Annotated in this window: 20 protein-coding genes; 11 read left to right on the forward strand and 9 right to left on the reverse strand. The window is 66.4% G+C overall.

Annotation, left to right across the window (positions count from 1 at the left end; genetic code table 11):
- Positions 1-20: 20 nt before the first annotated feature.
- From ACVPT3_RS01070 to ACVPT3_RS01100, 7 genes are all read right to left on the reverse strand, one after another.
- Positions 21-740, reverse strand: a complete 720-nt coding sequence (locus ACVPT3_RS01070; protein ID WP_492042389.1) for a hypothetical protein — start codon at positions 738-740, stop codon at positions 21-23.
- Positions 741-797: 57 nt separating this feature from the next.
- Complete coding sequence (locus tag ACVPT3_RS01075) at positions 798-1058, reverse strand: hypothetical protein (RefSeq protein WP_492042390.1); 261 nt, start codon at positions 1056-1058, stop codon at positions 798-800.
- Positions 1055-2134, reverse strand: a complete 1080-nt coding sequence (locus ACVPT3_RS01080) for an isoaspartyl peptidase/L-asparaginase family protein (protein ID WP_492042391.1) — start codon at positions 2132-2134, stop codon at positions 1055-1057. Before ACVPT3_RS01080 ends, ACVPT3_RS01075 begins: the two co-directional genes overlap by 4 nt.
- Before the next feature lie 372 nt (positions 2135-2506).
- Positions 2507-2683, reverse strand: coding sequence for a hypothetical protein (locus ACVPT3_RS01085; RefSeq protein ID WP_492042392.1), 177 nt, complete (start codon positions 2681-2683; stop codon positions 2507-2509).
- 6 nt (positions 2684-2689) lie between these two features.
- Positions 2690-3799 (reverse strand): 4-hydroxyphenylpyruvate dioxygenase, encoded by a 1110-nt coding sequence (gene hppD, locus ACVPT3_RS01090; protein WP_492042393.1) that lies wholly within the window; start codon positions 3797-3799, stop codon positions 2690-2692.
- 140 nt (positions 3800-3939) lie between these two features.
- A complete protein-coding gene (locus ACVPT3_RS01095) occupies positions 3940-5067 on the reverse strand; it encodes a DUF5694 domain-containing protein (RefSeq protein ID WP_492042394.1) in 1128 nt (375 codons plus the stop codon).
- 111 nt (positions 5068-5178) lie between these two features.
- On the reverse strand, positions 5179-5814 hold the full coding sequence (locus tag ACVPT3_RS01100; RefSeq protein WP_492042395.1) for an exopolysaccharide biosynthesis protein: 636 nt from the start codon (positions 5812-5814) through the stop codon (positions 5179-5181).
- 107 nt (positions 5815-5921) lie between these two features.
- Between ACVPT3_RS01100 and ACVPT3_RS01105 the strand changes: the two genes are divergently transcribed.
- From ACVPT3_RS01105 to ACVPT3_RS01115, 3 genes are read left to right on the forward strand one after another with little or no spacing between them, the layout of a single operon-like run.
- Positions 5922-6497 (forward strand): YqaA family protein, encoded by a 576-nt coding sequence (locus tag ACVPT3_RS01105; RefSeq protein WP_492042396.1) that lies wholly within the window; start codon positions 5922-5924, stop codon positions 6495-6497.
- Between the two features lie 39 nt (positions 6498-6536).
- On the forward strand, positions 6537-7079 hold the full coding sequence (locus ACVPT3_RS01110) for a disulfide bond formation protein B (protein WP_492042397.1): 543 nt from the start codon (positions 6537-6539) through the stop codon (positions 7077-7079).
- Between the two features lie 4 nt (positions 7080-7083).
- Entirely contained in the window at positions 7084-7656 is a 573-nt protein-coding gene (locus ACVPT3_RS01115; protein WP_492042398.1) for a demethoxyubiquinone hydroxylase family protein, read from the forward strand.
- Positions 7657-7701: 45 nt separating this feature from the next.
- Here ACVPT3_RS01115 and ACVPT3_RS01120 read toward each other — a convergent pair whose 3' ends face one another.
- Entirely contained in the window at positions 7702-8904 is a 1203-nt protein-coding gene (locus tag ACVPT3_RS01120) for an acetyl-CoA C-acyltransferase (protein ID WP_492042399.1), read from the reverse strand.
- A 267-nt stretch (positions 8905-9171) separates the two neighbouring features.
- On the opposite strand from ACVPT3_RS01120, the gene ACVPT3_RS01125 reads away from it, so the two are divergent.
- From ACVPT3_RS01125 to rimM, 8 genes are all read left to right on the forward strand, one after another.
- Complete coding sequence (locus ACVPT3_RS01125) at positions 9172-10317, forward strand: OmpA family protein (protein ID WP_492042400.1); 1146 nt, start codon at positions 9172-9174, stop codon at positions 10315-10317.
- Between the two features lie 304 nt (positions 10318-10621).
- A complete protein-coding gene (locus ACVPT3_RS01130) occupies positions 10622-11992 on the forward strand; it encodes a capsular polysaccharide export protein, LipB/KpsS family (protein WP_492042401.1) in 1371 nt (456 codons plus the stop codon).
- Between the two features lie 174 nt (positions 11993-12166).
- Positions 12167-14638, forward strand: a complete 2472-nt coding sequence (locus tag ACVPT3_RS01135) for a TonB-dependent receptor (protein WP_492042402.1) — start codon at positions 12167-12169, stop codon at positions 14636-14638.
- A gap of 158 nt (positions 14639-14796) precedes the next feature.
- Entirely contained in the window at positions 14797-15816 is a 1020-nt protein-coding gene (locus ACVPT3_RS01140) for an agmatine deiminase family protein (protein ID WP_492042403.1), read from the forward strand.
- On the forward strand, positions 15813-16676 hold the full coding sequence (gene aguB, locus ACVPT3_RS01145; RefSeq protein WP_492042404.1) for an N-carbamoylputrescine amidase: 864 nt from the start codon (positions 15813-15815) through the stop codon (positions 16674-16676). Before ACVPT3_RS01140 ends, aguB begins: the two co-directional genes overlap by 4 nt.
- A gap of 286 nt (positions 16677-16962) precedes the next feature.
- Complete coding sequence (gene ffh, locus ACVPT3_RS01150; protein ID WP_492042405.1) at positions 16963-18525, forward strand: signal recognition particle protein; 1563 nt, start codon at positions 16963-16965, stop codon at positions 18523-18525.
- 24 nt (positions 18526-18549) lie between these two features.
- Positions 18550-19107 carry a 30S ribosomal protein S16 gene (rpsP, locus tag ACVPT3_RS01155; protein WP_492042406.1) on the forward strand — a complete coding sequence of 186 codons (558 nt, stop codon included), beginning with the start codon at positions 18550-18552 and terminating at the stop codon, positions 19105-19107.
- Between the two features lie 69 nt (positions 19108-19176).
- Complete coding sequence (gene rimM / locus ACVPT3_RS01160; protein ID WP_492042407.1) at positions 19177-19704, forward strand: ribosome maturation factor RimM; 528 nt, start codon at positions 19177-19179, stop codon at positions 19702-19704.
- Here the strand turns inward: rimM and ACVPT3_RS01165 are convergent.
- On the reverse strand, positions 19701-19877 hold the full coding sequence (locus ACVPT3_RS01165) for a YegP family protein (protein ID WP_492042408.1): 177 nt from the start codon (positions 19875-19877) through the stop codon (positions 19701-19703). The two genes, rimM and ACVPT3_RS01165, sit on opposite strands and share 4 nt — an antisense overlap.
- Between the last annotated feature and the right edge of the window lie 28 nt (positions 19878-19905).

Consider the following 19905-nt stretch of genomic DNA (forward strand, 5'->3'; position numbering starts at 1 on the left):
CGGGGGGAACAGAGGGGCGATCAGTGACGGGGGCTGGGCGGGGCGTCGTCCTTTTCCACCCTGGGCGGCAGGGTCGTCGCGAAGGCGCGCTGGAGGTCCGTGAGTTCTGAAATCCGGCTGGCTCTATCGCTCCAGTAGATGTGGAACGTCTCGACCGCTTGTCGGATCTGGATGCGATGGGCCGCCACAAGCTCTTGCGGGGACGGACAAGGCGGGGGCGCGGGCGGAGGGGGCGGCGCGGCCTCCGTCACGACATAGCCGTCCTCGACACCCGTTCCGCAGAGGCCGGACGTGAGAACCTTCGCCTCTTCCAGCTTGTAGCTGATCGGGACCGGTCGCACCGGGGGCGGGCTCGGTTCCGGGGACTTTGGCTTGGGCTTGTCGGCCGCCTTGCCCTCCAGCGCGTCATCCAGCTTCTTGAGCGGCAGGCCAGAACAGATGGTCAGGACAAATCCCAGTTCGCGCCGGACAGTCGCCACAAGCTCTCGCGCCGCCGGCTCTCCGTCGCCGACCGCGCGGATGGCGCGTTCTGACGCTTGCAGAATGATCTCGTACTTGCGCTTGATGATCGTGACCAGGACGACTTCCTGTCGCCGGCGCTCGCCGTTTACGCCCAGCCAGTTCGCAATGACGGCGGCCGCCACGGCGCTGAGGATCGAGAGGATGAAGGCGGTCGCGCCGTCCCAGATTACGGGCGTCGTGGCAATCTCGGCGGGAAAGTCGGTTTGTGTCGGCAACATTGTCATCCCCCACTCCCCGCATCATGCCGCAGCGACGAAGCCGGGCCAAGTGAAAGCTTAACGATGTTCGGTGAGCAGAGCCTTGGCTTCCGCGCCGGCGCGGGCGGCGGGGTCGCGCACCTCGACCTCGACGATGACGCCGCCCGCAGGTTCGACCGCCCACAGATAGCGGCGCTCGACCTCGACCTCGCGGCCGGACGGGGCGAAGCCGACATAGGAGTCGCCCCAGGGGGTGATCTTCTTCAGCTCTACGAAGGGCATGGCGCAGGCGGCGTCCAGCTCTTCTTCGGCCATCACGGTCAGTTCGTCGTCGGTCAATCCAGGTCTCCTTCGTCGGCATAGATGGCGACGTGGGGCGGAGTATTCGAGGCCACGGCGCCCCGATACATGCCCGAGGTGTTCATGGCGAAGGCCGGGGCCCCGGTCAGGCCCATGACGATGACGCCGCCGTCGCCGCCGATGGAGCCGACGTCGGCGATCTCGGCGTCCGCCGCCGCCTGGACGGTGGCGCCGTCGGCGGTGCGGCGGCAGATGTCGCGGGCGACGGTGGAGCGGATGAAATACTCGCCCGAGCCGGTCGCCGAGACGGCGCAGCCATCGGCGTTCGAGGCGTAGGTGCCGGCGCCGATGATCGGCACGTCGCCGACCCGGCCCCAGCGTTTGGCGGTCATGCCGCCGGTCGAGGTGGCGGCGGCGAGACGGCCCTGGCTGTCCAGGGCTACGGCGCCGACGGTGCCGAACTTCTTCTCGTTCAGCGGCGGGGCGACGGCTGCTTGCGCGCCGGGCGCGGGGGCTCCGGCGGGACGTTCCGGGAGGGGCAGGCCGGCCTCGGTCAGGGCCTTGATCAGGCCCTGCCAGCGGCGTTCGGTGAAGAAGAAGGCCGGATCGACCTGTTCCAGCCCGGCTTGGGCGGCGAAGGCGTCGGCGCCGGGACCGATCAGCATGACGTGCGGGGACTGTTCCATCACGGCGCGGGCGGCGGCGACCGGGTGGCGGGTGGTGGTCAGGCCGGCGACGGCGCCGGCGGTCAGGTCCGCGCCGTTCATGACGGCGGCGTCCAACTCGTTGCGGCCGGCGGCGGTGAAGACGGCGCCGCGACCGGCGTTGAACAGGGGATCATCCTCCATGACCTGGATGGCGGCCTGGACCGCGTCGAGGGCCGAGCCGTCACGCGCCAGCACCGCCGATCCGGCGTCCAGCGCCCGTTGCAGGGCTGCGCGATAGGCCGCGTCCTGTTCCGGCGTCAGGCTGGACCGCTCGATGACGCCCGCGCCGCCGTGGATGGCCAGGGACCAGCGGGCGGCGTCGGTCGGGGTCTGGGCGGTTGCGACGGCGGGAGAGGCGGCCAGGACGGTCAGGGTCGCCAAGGCGGACAGGAGGGCGCGCGTCTGCATGAATGCACGATTCCACCCTGGTTTTTTTGAATCCAATTGAGTGGATTCTTGGGGGACCCTGGGATGAGGCGTCGGGCGGCCGCGCGCCTGTGGTTCAGTCCGTGTCGTTCGCGTCATGGCCGGCTCCCCGCTTGAGGCCGCTATTCTAACCGGGCGGTAGGGCGTGTCAGGTCGATTGTGGTGAGAATCTGAAACGCTGTAGGTTTTCAACGTCGGAGCGGACAGAATCGGGATGAGATAGGCCCTGGTTCCCGTCCCCCTCGGGCCTGTCCCGGGGCCCGCCTGTCCGCCGCATAAAAAACGGCCAACCCAATTCGCATCGGCCGTGGACCCTCGGGACAAGCCCGAGGGTGATGGATGGGGTGCGAGGGTTCACCCCCTGTGGTGCAGCCGTTTCCAGACGTAGTAGACGATGATGGGGGCGAAGCCGATGAAGAGGGCGGCGAGTAGGGAAATCCAGAACCCGCCGCCCAGCCACATCCCGACGGAGCCGGCGCCCAGCCCGGCAAAACCCGGCCCCAGATAGGGCAGCCAGGTCGGCGGCCGCATTCGCATTCAGGCGTCGACCTTGATGACGCCGCGACGGATCTGGTCCAGTTCAATGGAGTCGAACAGGGCCTGGAAATTGCCGTTGCCGAAGCCTTCGTTGCCCTTGCGCTGGATGATCTCGAAGAAGATCGGGCCGAAGGTGTCCTGGGTGAAGATCTGCAGCAGCAGGCCCTCTTCATCCGAACCGTCGATCAGGATGCGGTTCTTGCGCATCCGCTCCACGTCCTCGCCATGGTTGGGCAGGCGTTTGTCGATCAGTTCGAAATAGGTCTCGATCGTGTCCTGGAAATCGACGCCCCGGGCGCGCATGGCCTCGACCGTCTCGAAGATGTTCTCGGTGGTCAGGGCGATGTGCTGGATGCCCTCGCCATTGTAGCGGCGCAGGAATTCCTCGATCTGGGAATTGTCGTCCTGGCTCTCGTTCAGGGGAATGCGGATGGCGCGGTCGGGCGCGATCATGGCTTGCGAGAACAGGCCGGTCGCCTTGCCCTTGATGTCGAAATACTTCTGCTCTTCGAAGTTGAAGACCGAGCCGTAGAAGCCCGACCAGGTGCGCATCTGGCCGCGACGGACATTGTGGGTCAGGTGGTCCAGGATCTCGAGACCCATCGAATTCTTGCGCTCGGCCTCTTCCCAGCCCTCGATCTCGTCCCAGGCGTCGTACAGCGAGCCGGCGTCGCCATACTGGTCGATGACGTACAGCAGCGAACCGCCGATGCCCTGAAGGATATAGGGATAGTCGCCCAGCGCCCCGCCGTTCGCATCGTTCGCCGCCACGGCGCCGCGTTCGAGCGCGCCTTCATAGGCGGCCTTGGCGTCGCTGGTGCGGAAGGCCATGCCGTTGGCCGAGGGGCCGTGGTCGGCGGCGAACGCCTGGGCCTGGCCCTTGGGCGTGCGGTGGACCAGGAAGGAGATGTCGCCCTGTTTGAGGCGCACGACATCCGTCTTGGGGTTCACGTGGGTCTGGGTGAAGCCCATCAATTCCAGGCGTGAAATCATCGCCTTGGGTTCGGGGCCGGTGAATTCGACGAATTCGAATCCGTCGACGCCGAGGGGGTTTTCCAGGTTGATCTGTTCCGCAGTCGTCTGATTAGAGGTGGGGGTCATGTCGTTCATGGCGCGTCTCCCGCATAACTTTTGTGGCGGGCTTAACCGAAAGGGGCCGCCGATTGGCGCGGAACCTAGTCGCGGATGACGACAGAGCCAAGGCAGACCCACGGGGTCGTGATGGCGACGGCCCCGCTCGGCCTATGCGATCAGCGCAGCACCGCCTCCACATCCGCCAGACGCACATCATGCATCTGATCCAGATAGGCGTCGTAGTAGCCCTTGTGCGCCGCGCCGACGATGGTCAGCATCCGCGTGCCCGGATAGCGGCCCAGCACGTCGCGCATATTGGCGACCATGCGCAGGTTGCGGGTTTCCCAGAAGCCGACGTACCGGCGACCGAAGCCTTGCGGCGAGGGCTCCGTCAGAGCGGCGCCGAAGTCCGACTGGTAGACCAGCGCCGGCGCATCCGGGGCGTTATAGGTGCGATACATCTGAAGGACGCCCTCCGGTTCGGCCAATGCGGCGCCGAGGCGGATATCCGTCGCCCTGCGGGCATGGCTGGCGGGATTGTCCCATGCGCTCATGATGGCCGCGCCATAGGCCTCCACTTCGGCGGGATCTGCGCCGTCCGGCGTGTCGGCGGAATGGTCGTCGACGCTCCAGAGACGCTCCAGGCCGAGTTGAGCCGCAAGGGGCGCCGCGATCAGATAGGTCTCGTTGTGCTGGCTCTTGATCCTGTTCAAGCTTGTGACCAGAGCCGCGTTCAGGCCGTCTTGCGCGATACGCTCCTCCGGTTGGAGGCGAAGCCACTGCACGAGCGCGGATCCGTTTTCTCCCGCCGCCATGAAGACCGCCGCCAGACGGCGTCGCTGGGCGGGCGTGGGTTCAGCGGGCCAATCCGCCAGAAGACGTTCGGCCTCGGCATTGGCGGCCGGCACGTCCAGGCTCACGGCCGCGTTGGCGGCGGCCGTATCGTCGCAATAGGTCTTAACCGTCTCGGCATAGCGCGACGGGTAGCGACGCAGGCTGTCGCACTGCAGACCCGATAGATCTTCCGTTGCGATGGCGGTGGGTCGCCAAGCGGCCAGGCGATCCATAAGCGGCGTCAGCAAGGCCGGCTGGAAGGCCTCGTCGAGGTTGGAAAGATGCGGCGTGCCGAGCACCAGAACTTCATTCGGCGCCCCGGCGGGCGGTCCCTTCAGTTCGGACGGATGGAAGGAGGGGCGAAAGGCGGGCGGCGTCGCATCCTGAGCCAGGGCGGCCGATCCTGCAGCTAGGGCCAGCAGGACGGACGACAGGATCATCGAGGGAAATCGGCGGGAAGGACGGATCATGGCGGGCGCCTCAAAGCGAGAAAACCGCATCACTTCATAGCGACGCTTGGGTCTTCTTCCGACAAAACGACGTTCTATGCCCGTTAAACTTTGGACATTCTGTCGCGCGCCTCACCCCGGCAGAAGCCGCGTCGCCCATTCGGCGCCCAGCAGCAGCCCGGTCGCCACCGCGCCCAGGATCGTCAGCCAGGCCGTCGTCACCGCCGCCCCGGCGATCACGAACAGGCCGTCCCGCTGGATCAGGCCGACCGACAGGAGCGCCAGGGCCACGGAGGGGATGGTGTTGGTCATCGGCAGGACGATGGTCAGGGTAGCCAGGATCATGAAGACCGCCGCCAGTTTCTCGCCCGGTCCGTCGGCGAAACGGCGCAGGCGGGGACGGGAGAACCGGTCGATCCAGCCCAGTTTCGACTCGGCGAAATCGGCCATCGCCTTGAGCCACGGGCCCTTGGCGCGCAGGTTCAGGAACCAGCGGGGCAGCCACGGCTCTTCGCGTCCGACCAGCATCTGGGCGGCCAGCAGAATGACGATGACGCCGACCACCTGGGGCACGCCGTACAGGCCAGGGACCAGACAGGGGATCGCCAGCAGCAGGATCAGCAGTCCATAGGCCCGCTCGTCCAGCCGGTCGCGGATCTCGTCCAGCGTCAGACCCGCCTCGCCGCCCTCGTCGGACAGGCGGCGCAGCAGGCGGGTGATATCGTGGCTGACGTCATCAGCCTGGCGGGGCGCGCGGGGAGCAGACATAGAGGCTCTTTAAACGGCGACGACGGCGGTCGCGAGCGTTGCTGTGTCGCAGCGGGTGACGGGGAGGCCGGGTCTTGCTACGGCCTATGTCTCCCGGGGGACTATCCATGCTTCGCAAGCTCTATGACGGCGTCTTCAATCTGGCGCGCCATCGCCATGCCACGCCCGCCCTGGCGGTGGTGTCCTTCGCCGAGAGTTCCTTCTTTCCAATTCCGCCCGACGTGATGCTGGCGCCGATGATCCTGGCCAAGCCGGAGAAGGCCTACTTCTATGCGGGGGTCTGTACGGTCGCGTCGGTGTTGGGCGGTGTGCTGGGTTACGCCATCGGCTATTTCCTGACCGATGTCGGCTTGGCGATTTTGCGGATGCTGGGCCATTCGGACGGGCTGGACCATTTCCGCGAATGGTTCGCTCAGTGGGGGCTGTGGGTGATATTGATCAAGGGGTTCACCCCCATTCCCTACAAGCTGGTGACCCTTGCCTCGGGCCTGGCGGCCTTCAGTTTCCCTATCTTCATGGCGGCGTCGACGGCGACACGCGGCGGCCGGTTCTTCATTGAGGCGTGGATACTGAAGACGTGGGGGCTGGCCATGCTGGCGCAGCTCGAAAAGCGGTTGGCCCTGTGGTCCGGAATCGGGCTGGCGGTGCTGATCGTGCTGATCGTCGTGGTGAAGCTTCTGTAAGTCGACGTCGGCGTTGGACCGGAGTAAGACCGTTTCACGATGAGAAAACTCTATCGCCTGCTGACCCGTTGGTGGACTGCCTTCGCCCTAGCCGCGTCCCTGGCGATGCTGGGCGCGGCCCATGCTTTCGAACGGTTCATGGGCTTGGCGCCGTGCAATCTGTGTCTGAAGCAGCGCGAGGTCTATTGGGGCGCGGTGGCCGTGGCGCTGGTGGCGACGGCCTGGACCATTCTGAGTGGCAGTCGGCGCGGCACGCCGCGGATCGCGTCGTTCCTGCTGGCGGCAGTGTTCGCCACCGGCGCCGCGACCGCGATCTTTCACATGGGCGGCGAGTACAAGTGGTGGAGCCTGCCGGCGACCTGCGTCGGCGGGGGCGATATCGATCTAGAGAGCCTGACCGCCTTGGCGCTGGGCACAGGGCCGGCTCAGCGGGTGGCCATGTGCGACTCGGTGGCCTGGAGCTGGTTGGGCGTGTCGATGGCCGGTTGGAACGGCCTGATCTCCCTGGCGTTGGCCATATTCAGTCTGCTGGCCGCCAAACGCCCCAAGGACGCCCGCGCCCCCCGGTTCGAAAAGGCCTGACGCCATGACCGACGCCGCTTCTCATATTCCTCTGCCCCGCCCTGGAATGGGCGCGAGCAAGGCGCGGATGGACGAAGTCCTGCGTGTCGATCACGCTGGCGAATATGCGGCCGTGTTGATCTATCGCGCCCAGAAGGCCGTGTTCGAGGGGCGCAAGACGCATGGCGACATGGTGCGCGACCTGGGCGAGATGCAGGACCAGGAGGCAGTGCATCTGGCGCGGTTCGAACGGCTGCTGAACGAGCGCCGGGTGCGGCCCACGGCGATGACGCCGCTGTGGCGGATCGCGGCCTCGGCCCTGGGCGCCGGCACGGCCCTGATGGGCGAGAAGGCGGCGCACGCCTGCACCGAGGCGGTCGAGAGCGTGATCGAGAAACACTATGCCGATCAGATCGCCGAGATCGGCGACCGCGACCCGGCCTTGGCCGTCGAGCTGAAACAGTTCCGTGACGAGGAATTGGCCCACCACGACCACGCCATCGACCACGGCAGCCGCGAGGCGCCGGCCTATCGGCTACTGAGCGGGGTGATCAAGGCGGGGTGCCGGGTGGCCATCAAGGTCAGCGAGAAGGTTTAGACCGTCTCCTCCCCACCGCTTCGCGGCGGGGAGGAGACGAGAGCCTCAGAAAATCTCGAACAGGCCCGCAGCGCCCATGCCGCCGCCGATGCACATGGTGACGACGCCGTATTTGGCGCCGCGCCGCTTGCCTTCGATCAGCACGTGGCCCGTCATCCGGGCGCCGGACATGCCGTAGGGGTGGCCGATGGAGATGGCGCCGCCCGAGACGTTCAGCAGCTCGTCCGGGATGCCCAGCTGGTCGCGGCAGTAGAGAACCTGGACGGCGAAGGCCTCGTTCAGCTCCCAGATGCCGATGTCGTCCACCGTCAGGCCGTGGCGTTTCAGCAGTTTGGGCACGGCGTAGACCGGGCCGATGCCCATTTCGTCCGGCTCGACCCCCGCCACCGCCATGCCGCGATAGGCGCCCAGCGGCTGAAGATTGCGCTTCACCGCCTCGCCGGCCTCCATGATCACGCAGGCGGAAGCGCCGTCCGAAAGCTGGGACGCATTGCCGGCGGTGATATATTCGCCCTGCTGAATCTCCTCGCCGCTGCCGAACACCGGCTTCAACGCCTTCAAGCCCTCAAGTGTGGTGTCGGGCCGGTTGCCCTCGTCTTTCGACAGGGTCACTTCTTTCGAGGTGGTCTCGCCGGTCGCCTTGTCCGTGACCAGCATGGTGGTGGTCATGGGCACGATCTCGGCGTCCAGCCGGCCCGCCGCCTGGGCCGCCGCCGTGCGCTGCTGGGACTGAAGGGCATATTCGTCCTGGCAGTCGCGGCTGATGTCATAGCGCCGCGCCACGACCTCGGCCGTCTCCAGCATCGACATATACATATGGGGCGCCAGCTTCAGCAGGGCCTCGTCCTTGCCGCGGTACAGGTTCATGTGCTGGTTCTGGACCAGGGAGATGCTCTCCAGCCCGCCGCCGACCGCCATCTTCTGCTGGTCGAACACCACTTGTTTGGCCGCCGTGGCGATGCCCATCAGGCCCGAGGCGCACTGGCGGTCCAGGCTCATGCCCGGAACCGAGGACGGCAATCCTGCGGCCAGGGCGATCTGGCGGGCCACGTTGGTTCCGGTCGAGCCCTGCTGCAGGGCCGCGCCCATGATCACGTCCTCTATCTCGGCCGGATCGACGCCGGCGCGCTGGACCGCGTGTTTCACCGCATGAGCGCCCAGCTGCTGGGCCTGGGTGTCGTTGAAGGCGCCGCGATAGGCCCGGCCGATCGGCGTGCGGGCGGTAGAGACGATGACGGCTTCGCGCATTGGATTCTCCTGGGTGCGATCGCCCTTTGGGTCGATCGATCGTTTTCTCTTTGCCGGAAGTTAGGCCCGTCACGCGGGGTCAACGCAAGGGCGTAGATGTACGGCGCGGGTCCGCTACGAGCCGTCGTGCGCCGAGTTGTGTTGAAACGGCGCCACAGTCGCCACATTCGTGAACCTGCGAATGGAACTAGGCCGCAGCCATGCCGTTCGGCTCGGGAACGTCGGGCGACAGCTCGGCTTCGGGCATTTTTACAGAATGAGGAAGCTATGAAGCTCAAACTTCTCGCCTCCGTCGCCGTAGCGGGGCTGTTCGCAGCTGGCGCGGCTTCGGCAGAACCTAACGGCTGGTACGGGGCGATCGACGCCGGCTACCACATGATCGACGACATCAACGCTGAGTCGTCGACCACGGCGGTGAACTGGAACTACGAACTGAACGACGGCTGGGCGGCCTTCGCCCGTCTCGGCTATCGCTTCAATCCCAACTGGCGCGTCGAACTGGAAGGCGGCTATCGTTCGGGCGACATCGGCACAGTGCGCGCCGTTTCGGGTCCCGGCGGCCTCTGCAACGCCACCCCGGCCACCGGCGGCTGCTTCTCTCCGGAAGGCAGCATGGACTCCGCCACCCTGATGGCGAACGTCATCTATGACTTCGGCTACGAAGCCTGGGGCGTGCGTCCGTTCGTCGGCCTCGGCGCCGGCGTCAACCGTGTCGACACCAAGGTTTCGGGCTATCTGCGCGACAACCGCGGCGCCGCGTTCGCCTCCGACGAAGACTCGACCGAGTTCGCCGCTCAGGCGATCGCTGGTCTGGCCTGGGCCGTCGGCGACCGCACCAACATCGACCTGACCTACCGCTACCTGACCGGCGACGTGTCGTTCGATTCGGCCACCGTGGGCGGCACCGCCTTCGGCGAATGGGACGGCGACTACGACCAGTCGCACACCGTGACCCTGGGCCTGCGCTACAGCTTCGGCGCTGAAGAGATGGCGCCTCCGCCGCCGCCTCCCCCCCCGCCGCCGCCGCCGCCTCCCCCGCCGCCGCCTCCCCCGCCGCCGCCGGTCGCTCAAAAGCCGACCCCGCGTCAGTTCGTGGTCTACTTCGACTGGGATCGTTCGGACCTGACGGCTGAGGCCCGCTCGGTGGTCAGCCAGGCCGCCAGCTACGCCAAGACCGGCGCAGCCACCCGCGTCCTGATCGTCGGTTACACCGACACCTCGGGCTCGGCCGCCTATAACCTCGGCCTGTCGAACCGTCGTTCGCGCACCGTCGCGGACGCTCTGGTCGCCCAAGGCGTCAACGGCGGCGTCATCGCCCTCGACGGCAAGGGTGAAACCGCCCTGGCCAAGCCTACCGCCGACGGCGTGCGCGAACCTCTGAACCGTCGCGCCACCATCGACATCAACTTCTAAATCCCGCGCGTCCAGGCCCAGGTCGCCGGCTCGATCCTCATCGAGCCAGCGACACAGGTCGGGATTGTATCGGGATGGTTCTGCGGAGCCGTCGCCTCCTTGCGGTGGTGGCGGCTCTTCTGAATTTGGCCGTCGAGCAACAGCGCCCAGAAACCGCCTGGAGCGCCTGTCAATTCGGTTGAACCCCCACGCGCGACAGGTCACATAGGCCGGGATGATCGCCTCTCTCGCTAAATCTCTTGATTGCACAGGTCCGGCCTGCGCAAATCGGCCCGGCGGCGCCCCGCAATCCAGAGACGTCTAAATGGTCGACATTCGTCCTGTTCACCGTCCTGTTTCGGCGCGTCGTCAACGCCGTTACCGGCTTCGCGCGGAGCCGTCGGTCATCCCCGCAAGGGCGCGGCTCCTGCCGAGGACGCAGCAGTTCGAAGAGACGACGCCCGCCTCGGCAGTCCGGTCTGCGGTCCCGGAGGCGCTCCGCCCCGGCCGTCTTGACGGCCGTCGTTTCCTGATCGTTTCCGCACCCTTCGGCCCCTTCGGCGCCGCCCTGGCGGGCGTGCTTGAGGCGCGGGGCGCCGTGGTTCGCCGCATGATCTTCAACGCCGGCGACGCCATGGACTGGCGCCGGAGCGGCGGAGTCGCCTTCAAGGGCGGGGCCGACGCCTGGACGTCCCGCCTGGAGGAGGTCGCCGCCGGTTTCACCGACCTGATCCTGTTCGGCGAGGGCGGCCCCTATAATCGCGCCGTACTGTCGGCGCGGGACGGCCTGACGGCGAGCGTCTGGGTGCTCGAAAACGGCTATTTCCGACCGGACTGGATCACCGTCGAACGAAACGGCGTCAACGCCTCGAGCGGTCTGCCGCGCTTCCGCCAGGGCTACCCCTCGCCCGCGCCGATCCTGGTCGAACCCGTGCCGGTCGGACGGATCCTGCCCTATCATGTGGTCAACATCAGCGCCTATCACCTGGTCCAGGCGCTGGGGGGGCTGCTGTTCCCACGCTACGCCAACCATTATACGGTGTCGCCGCTGGCCCAGTGCATCGGCCATATCCGGCGCTATCTCGGGCTGGCGTTCCAGTCGAGCGCGGCTAGCCATGTGGACGCCATCGCCCCACGCGGCGCCTTCTTCATCGCCTGTCTCCAGCGCGAGGGCGACGCCCAACTGCTCCGCTATTCACGCTATCCCGACAACACCGCCTTCCTCGCCGAACTCCTGACCAGTTTCGCGGCCCATGCGCCGCGGGAAGCGCGGCTGGTGGTGAAGAACCATCCGCTCGATCCCGGCGTGGTCGACCTGGCGGCGGTCACACGGCGGCTGGTCATCGAGCGGGGCCTGCAGGGCCGGGTCGACTTCATCGACGGCGGCAATCTGGCCCAGCTGTGCCGCGCATCCTGCGGCATGGTGGTGAACAACTCCAGCGCCGCCCTGTCGGCCCTGGGCTTCCAGACCCCAGTCAAGGTGCTGGGCGACGCCTTCTTCGACTTCGACGGCCTGACGGACCAGAAGCCGCTCGACGCCTTCTGGTCGGCGCCTCAAGGCCCGGATCCGGCCCTGTTCACCCGGTTCCGCGCCCATGTGATCGCCCAGAGCCAGGTGAATGGAAATTTCCACGAACCCCGGTCCATCCAACGGACAGCGCACGGCGTGGCGGACATGTTCGAGCGGGTCTTCTAACAAATCGGGGCCTGTCCCGAATTTGTTGCGCCATAGCCACAGCGTGGCCATGTCATCCATCTGTCACATAACTGTCGCCCTGCATTTCAACAGCGGACGTAGATGGGGCCGACTTCGACAGGCGATCTCGCCTGCCGCCTCGGGCCAATACGGTCCATCTTCTGGGGATATGCAATGATCAACCGCAAGCGCCTCTTCTGGGCGACCACCGCCATCGTCGGCACGCTGGCCGGCGCCGGCGCCGCCTCCGCGCAATCGACCGGTACGGAAGCCGCCGAACTGAACGAAATCGTCGTCACCGGTCAGCGCGGCCCGCGCACCATCGACGGCGCCATCGTGGCTGAAAACGTCGGCAAGAGCCGCTCGACCATCACGCAAGAGTTCATCTCGACCCAGGCCTCGGGTCAGTCGATCAACGAGATCCTGAACCTCGTTCCCGGCATGAACTTCACCAACAACGACCCGTACGGTTCGTCGGGCGGCAACATCCGTCTGCACGGCTTCGACGGCAACCGCATCGCCCAGACTTTCGACGGCATGCCGCTGAACGACTCGGGTAACTACGCCCTCTATACGAACCAGCAACTGGACGCTGAGCTGATCGACCGCGCCACGGTCAACACCGGCACGACCGACGCCGACAGCCCCTCCGCCTCGGCCACCGGCGGTACGATCAACATCTCGTCGCTGACGCCGACCGAAGACTTCGGCGGCTTCGTGAAGGGCTCGCTGGGCGACTTCAACTACAAGCGCGTCATCGGCATGGTGAACACCGGCGCCGTCGGCCCCTGGGGCACCCGCGCCTGGCTGGCCTATTCCGACCAGTCCTATGACAAGTACAAGGGCATCGGCGACCTGGGCAAGATCCAGTACAACGCCAAGGTGTATCAGCCGATCCGCGACAACGGCGACTTCGTTTCGCTGGCCGCGCACTGGAACCGCAACCGCAACAACAGCTACAACGGCCCGAACCTGTTCCGTAACGCGGATGGCTCGCTGGGTTCGACGGCCGACACCAGCCCGTTCGGTTGGAACGTCGATCTGACCCCGACCTATACGGCGCCGACCTTCGTCAACGGTGCGGCTGACATCGACCGCAACCCCACCAGCTATTGGGGTCTGCGTATCAACCCCTCGGACACGGGCAACCTGCGCGGCCAGTCGCGCTTCACCCTGGCTGAAGGCCTGATCTTCACCTTCGACCCCTCCTTCCAGTACGTTCTGGCCAACGGCGGCTCGCAACAGAGGACCCTTTCCGAGACTGACGCCCTGCTGCGCGGTTCCAAGACCACGGGCGGCGTGGACCTGAACGGCGACGGCGACACCTTGGACACCGTCCGGGTCATGACCCCGTCGAACACCCACACCCAGCGTTATGGCGTCAACTCGTCGCTGATCTGGAACCTGAACGACAACCACTCGATCCGCGCCGCCTATACGCTGGACTGGGCGCGTCACCGTCAGACCGGCGCCTACGGCACGATCGACTTCTCCAATCCGTCCGAGCCGCGTTTCTCGAACTACTTCGGCGGCCGTAACGGCGAGACCATCACCAACCTGGACGGCTACGACCTGCGTGCGCGTGACCGTCTATCCTACGCGATCCTGAACCAGGGCGCGCTGGAATACCGCGGCAAGTTCATCGATGATCACCTGCGCGTCAGCCTGGGCGTCCGCGTGCCCTACTTCAAGCGCGAGATGAACCAGAACTGCTACTCGGCCAAGGGTTCCAGCTCGGTGGTCTGCACCACGCAGACGACGACCGTGTCGCCGAACTCGACCGCCAACTACACCTACTACCGCATCGGCACCTCGACGACGGACTACATCGCGCCCTACAGCCGCGAGAAGACGTTCGACGACGTCCTGCCGAACCTGAACGCCGTCTGGCGCTTCGACGGCGCCAGCAGCATCTACTTCTCCTATGCGGAAAGCCTGACCCTGCCGCGCACCGACAACCTGTACACGGTTCTGTATGACACCTCCGGCGAACTGATCAGCCCGATCCTGAACCCGGAAACCAGCAAGACCTACGACGCCGGCTACCGCTACCAGACCGGAACCCTGATCGCTTCGGCCAACGTCTGGTACACCCAGTTCCAGAACCGCATCCTGTCGGCCTATGATCCGGAAACCAACATCAGCACCGACCGTAACGTCGGCGATGTGGACATGATGGGCTTCGACGCTCAACTCGGCTACTCGCCGATCGAGTCGCTGTCCTTCTATGCCTCGGCTTCGTATAACGACAGCGAGATCCAGGACGACTACCGCTCCAGCTCCAGCACCACCATCCCGGTCGGCGGCAAGAGCCTGGTGGAAACGCCGGATTGGACCTTCGTCCTGAGCGCCAAGTACGAAACCGGCCCGCTGAGCGCCGGCATCCAGGCCCGCTACGTCGGCGAGCGTTGGCTGACCGACGTCAACGACCTGGCCGTGCCGAGCTACACTGTCGTCAACGCCGACGCCCGCTTCGACCTGGGCTACTTCGGTTATGACGGCACCAGCGTCAGCGTGAACGTGATCAACCTGTTCGACGAGCAATACTACGGCTCGTTGGGCACCGGTTTGAACTCGAGCTCGTCGCTGTATGCCTCGCAAGGCGCGCCGCGCACGGTTCAGGCCTCGGTCCGCTACGCCTTCTAAGGCCAAGCCAGACTGAAACGACGAAGGGCGGTCCGTTCGCGGGCCGCCCTTTTCTTTGCGCAACGCCCGCCGTTGAAGTCGGGGGCGGGAGGGGCCATATGGCGCGGCTCGCGGGTCGCCCGCCGACACCTCCGGAACCCAGACAGGACCGTCCGCCCATGACCGCTCCCATCTCCGCTCCCATCCCCGCCGAGTGGGCGCCGCACCGCGCCATGTGGGTGGGCTGGCCCAGTCATGCCGAGTACTGGTTCGAGGCGCTGGAACAGGCGCAGGACGAGGTCGAGGGTCTGGTGCGGGCCCTGGCCGGGCCGGGGCGTGAACAGGTCAGGCTGATGGTCGGCAAGGCCGAGGTGCTGGCGGACGCCCGGGCGCGCTTTGAGGGCGTCGAGAATGTCGAGGTCGTGCCGGGTGAGTTCGGCGACATCTGGCTGCGCGACACCGGGCCGATCTTCGGCGCGGGGTCGAAGACGGCGGCGGCGTTCCGGTTCAACGGCTGGGGCGGCAAGTACGACATGCCGGGCGACGAGCTGGTCGCGGGCCAGATCGGCGAGCATTCGGGCGTGCCCCTGACGTGGAACGACTTCGTCATGGAGGGCGGGTCGCTGGATCACGACGGGGAGGGGACGGTCCTGACCACGCGCCAGTGCCTGTTGAACCCCAACCGCAACCCGGCGTGGAATCAGGACGAGACGGTCGCGACCGCGGCGCTGGAGACGGCCATTGGCGCCAAGGCCGTGCTGTGGCTGGGCGACGGCCTGCTGAACGACCACACCGACGGCCACGTCGACAATCTGGCCCGTTTCGTCGCGCCGGGCGTTGTGGCCTGCCCGATCGCCTGGGGCCGTGACGATCCGAACGCCGAGGTCTATGACGCCGTCGCTCGCGACCTGTCGGGCATGACCGACGCCGCAGGACGCAAGATCCGTGTGCTGAGGATCCCTTCGCCGGGCCTGGTTCTGGACGAGGACGAGCGTCCGATCCCGGCCAGCCACATGAACTTCCTGATCGCCAACGGCGCCGTGGTCGTGCCGACCTATGGCGACGACGAGGCCGCGCGGTTCGCCTGCGAGGCCCTGGCGACTGCCTTCCCTGATCGCGAGATCATTCCGCTGCCGTCCAAGGCCATCCTGACCGGCGGCGGCTCGTTCCATTGTATCTCCCAGCAGGAGCCCGCATGACCCGCAACATCACCGTCGCCGGCATCCAGACCTCTTATGGCGAGGACATGCAGGCGAACATCGCCAAGACCATCGACTTCGTGCGCGAGGCGGCGGGCAAGGGCGCGCAGGTGATCCTGCCGTCCGAACTGTTCCAGGGGCCGTATTTCTGCGTGTCGCAGGAGGAGCACTGGTTCAGCCAGGCCTATGAATGGCGCACGCACCCGTGCGTCACGGCCATGGCGCCGGTGGCCAGGGAACTGGGCGTGGCCATTCCGGTCTCGATCTTCGAGAAGGACGGGCCGCAGTATTACAACTCGCTGGTCATGCTGGACGCGGACGGCGAGGCTCTGGGCGTCTATCGCAAGAGCCATATTCCCGACGGCCCCGGCTATCAGGAGAAATATTATTTCCGGCCGGGCGATACGGGCTTCAAGGTCTGGAACACCCGGTTTGGCAAGGTCGGGGTCGGCATCTGCTGGGACCAGTGGTTCCCGGAAGCCGCGCGGGCGATGATGCTGATGGGCGCCGACGTGCTGATGTATCCGACCGCCATCGGCACCGAGCCGCATGACGCGACCTTGCACACGGCTCAGCCCTGGCGGCGGGCCATGCAGGGCCATGCGGTGTCCAACGCAGTGCCGGTGGTCGGCGCCAACCGGATCGGCCATGAGACGGTGACCGAGGTCGGCCAGACCTTCTACGGCCATTCCTTCATCGCCGATCAGCAGGGCGATCTGGTCGAGAGCCTGGGCGCCGAGGAGGAGGGGGTGCTGGTGCACCGCTTCGACCTGGATGAACTGGACAAGTATCGCGCGGCCTGGGGCTTCTTCCGGGATCGGCGGACGGATCTGTATGGGGCGCTGACGGGCGGGAAATAGGGCGAAAGAACCAGGGCGGTCGACAGAGAGTCGACATTCCCCTTGTTTTCCTTCATAAGCCGGCGCTTCCGACGCAAGTGAACCTCGCGTCTCCACCAGCACGACAGCTTTTCTGTTGTGCTATCGCGCCTGGCGGTACTTGAGCACGGCCCTTTCGGGCTCAAGTAGGCCGAAGGCCGGTAGCCCCAAGGAAAGAACGAGGCTGGCGAGAACCCTCTGCCGACGTGATCGTCGCCAGAGGCCGTTGTCGTATGGAGCCGCTTCACCCGTCGCCACGAGGTAGTGAATGTTCGAGGCTCTGAACGAGCGGCTGACAGGCGTCTTTGACCGGATCACCGGCCGCGGCGCCCTGTCCGAAAAGGATGTCGCCGAGGCGATGCGCGAAGTGCGCGTGGCCCTGCTCGAGGCTGACGTCGCCCTGCCGGTCGTCAAGGAATTCATCGCCTTCGCCACCGAACGCGCGACCGGTGAAGAGGTCATCCGTTCGGTCAAGCCGGCCGACCAGGTGGTCAAGATCGTCTATGACGGCCTGATCGAGATGCTGGGCGGCGAAGAGCCGGTCCCGCTCAACACCAACGCCACTCCGCCCGCCGTGGTGCTGATGGCCGGCCTTCAGGGCTCGGGCAAGACCACGACCTCGGCCAAGCTGGCGCTGCGCCTGACCAAGTTCGATCGCAAGAAGGTCATGATGGCCTCGCTGGACACCCGTCGTCCGGCCGCGATGGAACAGCTGGCCCAGCTGGGCAAACAGATCGACGTCGCCGTCCTGCCCATCGTGGCGGGCGAAAGCGCCGTCCAGATCACGCGCCGGGCGCTGCAGTCGGCCAAGCTCCAGGGCTTCGACGTCCTGATCCTCGACACCGCCGGCCGCATCACCCTGGACGAAGGGCTGATGAACGAGGTGGCCGAGGTCGCCGAGATCTCCAAGCCCGTCGAGACCCTGCTGGTCGCCGACAGCCTGACCGGCCAGGACGCGGTTCGCACCGCGGCCGCCTTCCACGCCCGCCTGCCCCTGACCGGCCTGGTCCTGACCCGCGCCGACGGCGACGGTCGCGGCGGCGCCATGCTGTCGATGCGGGCGGTCACCGGCCTGCCGATCAAATATCTGGGCGCCGGCGAAAAGGTCGACGCCCTGGACGTCTTCGACGCCCGTCGCGTCGCCGGCCGTATCCTGGGTCAGGGCGATATCGTCGCGTTGGTCGAAAAGGCCAGCCAGGACCTGGACCAGGCCAAGGCCGAGAAGATGGCCCGCAAACTGGCCAAGGGCCAGTTCGACCTGGACGATCTCGCCGGCCAGCTTCAGCAGATGAAGCGGATGGGCGGGCTTCAGGGCATCATGGGCATGTTGCCTGGCGTGGCCAAGATGAAGGGCCAGATGGCCGAGAGCGGCATCGACGACCGCATGATCCTGCGCCAGGAAGCCATCATCTCCTCGATGACCAAGGCCGAGCGCAAGAAGCCGGACCTGCTGAACGCCAGCCGCAAGAAACGGATCGCCGCCGGCGCCGGCGTGGATGTGCAGGACGTGAACCGGGTCCTGAAACAGCACCGCCAGATGGCCGATGTGGTCAAACAGATGGCGCGCGGCGGACCCAAGAAGATGCAGCAGATGGCCGCCATGCTGGGCGGCCTCGGCGGCGGCGGGGGCATTCCCGGCATGCCGGGCATGGGCGGCGGCCCCGATCTGAACCGATTGAAGGCCCTGGGCGGCGGCAAGACGCCGGAACCCAGCGCCGACGAACTGAAAGCCATCCAGGACCGCCTTGCGGGCCTTGGAAACCCCCTCGGGGGCGGCGGACAACTTCCGGGCGGCCTTCCGGGCCTTCCGGGCTTCCCTCCCAAGAAATAACGACTTCCTAGAAAGAGACTGACAATGCTGAAGATTCGTCTGGCCCGCGGCGGCGCCAAGAAGCGCCCCTACTACCACATCGTCATCGCTGACTCGCATTCGCCCCGCGACGGCAAGTTCATCGAGAAGGTCGGCAGCTACAACCCGATGCTGCCCAAGGACGGCGCCCAGCCGCGCGTCGCCCTGAAGGTCGAGCGTATCGCCGAATGGCTCGGCAAGGGCGCCCAACCGACCGACCGCGTCGCCCGCTTCCTGTCGCAGGACGAGACCCTGGGCCAGAAGGTGAAGTGGACCCAGTCCAACAACCCGAACAAGGCCCAGCCCGGCAAGAAGGCGCAAGAGCGCGCCGCCGAACGCGCCCAGCGCGAAGCCGACCGCCTGGAAGCCGAAGCCGCCGCCAAGGTCGAGGCCGCTGAAGCCGCCGCCCGCGCCAAGGAAGAAGCCGCCGCCGCCGCCGCTGCTCCGGCTGTCGAAGAAGCTCCGGCTGAAGAAGCGCCTGCCGAAGAAGCGCCCGCCGCTGAAGCCGCTGCTGAAGAAGCTCCGGCTGCTGAAGAAGCAACCGAAGAAAAGACCGAAGCCTAAGGCTTTCGGTCTCGACACGATCAAGGCGGCGTCCTTCGACGCCGCCTTTTTCATGCGCTAAGGACGACCATGACCACGGACAGCAGATTGATCCTCGTCGGCCAGATCGGCGGCGGTTTCGGGGTGCGGGGCGAGGTGCGGGTGACCGCCTTTACCGCCGATCCCCTGGCCCTGACCGCCTATGGCCCGCTGCTTCGCGCCGACGGCACGGTCGCCCTGACCCTGTCCGCGACCCGCCCCGACAAGAGCGGCGTGGTCGGCCGGGCCAAGGAGATTGCAACGAAAGAGGAGGCCGACGCCCTGCGCGGCCTGAAACTCTACGTCCCCCGCAACCGCTTCCCGGAGCCGGAGGAGGACGAATTCTATCTTGCCGACCTGCTGGGCGTAGAGGTCCGCGACACGGCGGGCAGGGTCATGGGCACGGTCAAGTCGGTCCAGAATTTCGGCGCCGACGACATGCTGGAGATCGCCCCCGCGACCGGCGGCCCCACCTGGTACCTGCCCTTCACCAAGGAAGCGACGCCCGAGCTGCACCTGGCCGACGGCTGGCTTCTGGCCGTGCCGCCGACCGAGGTGGGCGAGCGCGAGCCGGACTAGGTTTTGTCCTCGACCTCGGCGTCCGGGCCGTTCTTCTTGATGGAGTCGATGGCGTTCTGGGCGGAGGCCTTGGAACTGTAGCCCTCGGTCGAGAACAGGGTCTCGGAATTGTATTTGAACCGGACCCGGAACTCGCCAGCCTTGTCCTTGTAGATCTCGAACTTGTGCGCCATCGGGCGTCTCCCTTCCTGCGACCTGTGA

Source organism: Brevundimonas sp. FV1ps31S, assembly GCF_058681265.1.

Bases quoted from the DNA above. Each gene is read 5' to 3' on its own strand.
- ACVPT3_RS01120 (WP_492042399.1), bottom strand. From the start codon at position 8,904: ATGCGCGAAGCCGTCATCGTCTCTACCGCCCGCACGCCGATCGGCCGG.
- ACVPT3_RS01070 (WP_492042389.1), bottom strand. From the start codon at position 740: ATGTTGCCGACACAAACCGACTTTCCCGCCGAGATTGCCACGACGCCC.
- ACVPT3_RS01105 (WP_492042396.1), top strand. From the start codon at position 5,922: ATGCTTCGCAAGCTCTATGACGGCGTCTTCAATCTGGCGCGCCATCGC.
- ACVPT3_RS01100 (WP_492042395.1), bottom strand. From the start codon at position 5,814: ATGTCTGCTCCCCGCGCGCCCCGCCAGGCTGATGACGTCAGCCACGAT.
- ACVPT3_RS01095 (WP_492042394.1), bottom strand. From the start codon at position 5,067: ATGATCCGTCCTTCCCGCCGATTTCCCTCGATGATCCTGTCGTCCGTC.
- hppD (WP_492042393.1), bottom strand. From the start codon at position 3,799: ATGAACGACATGACCCCCACCTCTAATCAGACGACTGCGGAACAGATC.
- aguB (WP_492042404.1), top strand. From the start codon at position 15,813: ATGACCCGCAACATCACCGTCGCCGGCATCCAGACCTCTTATGGCGAG.
- ACVPT3_RS01135 (WP_492042402.1), top strand. From the start codon at position 12,167: ATGATCAACCGCAAGCGCCTCTTCTGGGCGACCACCGCCATCGTCGGC.
- ACVPT3_RS01085 (WP_492042392.1), bottom strand. From the start codon at position 2,683: ATGCGGCCGCCGACCTGGCTGCCCTATCTGGGGCCGGGTTTTGCCGGG.
- ffh (WP_492042405.1), top strand. From the start codon at position 16,963: ATGTTCGAGGCTCTGAACGAGCGGCTGACAGGCGTCTTTGACCGGATC.
- rpsP (WP_492042406.1), top strand. From the start codon at position 18,550: ATGCTGAAGATTCGTCTGGCCCGCGGCGGCGCCAAGAAGCGCCCCTAC.
- rimM (WP_492042407.1), top strand. From the start codon at position 19,177: ATGACCACGGACAGCAGATTGATCCTCGTCGGCCAGATCGGCGGCGGT.
- ACVPT3_RS01165 (WP_492042408.1), bottom strand. From the start codon at position 19,877: ATGGCGCACAAGTTCGAGATCTACAAGGACAAGGCTGGCGAGTTCCGG.
- ACVPT3_RS01130 (WP_492042401.1), top strand. From the start codon at position 10,622: ATGGTCGACATTCGTCCTGTTCACCGTCCTGTTTCGGCGCGTCGTCAA.
- ACVPT3_RS01140 (WP_492042403.1), top strand. From the start codon at position 14,797: ATGACCGCTCCCATCTCCGCTCCCATCCCCGCCGAGTGGGCGCCGCAC.
- ACVPT3_RS01080 (WP_492042391.1), bottom strand. From the start codon at position 2,134: ATGCAGACGCGCGCCCTCCTGTCCGCCTTGGCGACCCTGACCGTCCTG.
- ACVPT3_RS01110 (WP_492042397.1), top strand. From the start codon at position 6,537: ATGAGAAAACTCTATCGCCTGCTGACCCGTTGGTGGACTGCCTTCGCC.
- ACVPT3_RS01115 (WP_492042398.1), top strand. From the start codon at position 7,084: ATGACCGACGCCGCTTCTCATATTCCTCTGCCCCGCCCTGGAATGGGC.
- ACVPT3_RS01125 (WP_492042400.1), top strand. From the start codon at position 9,172: ATGAAGCTCAAACTTCTCGCCTCCGTCGCCGTAGCGGGGCTGTTCGCA.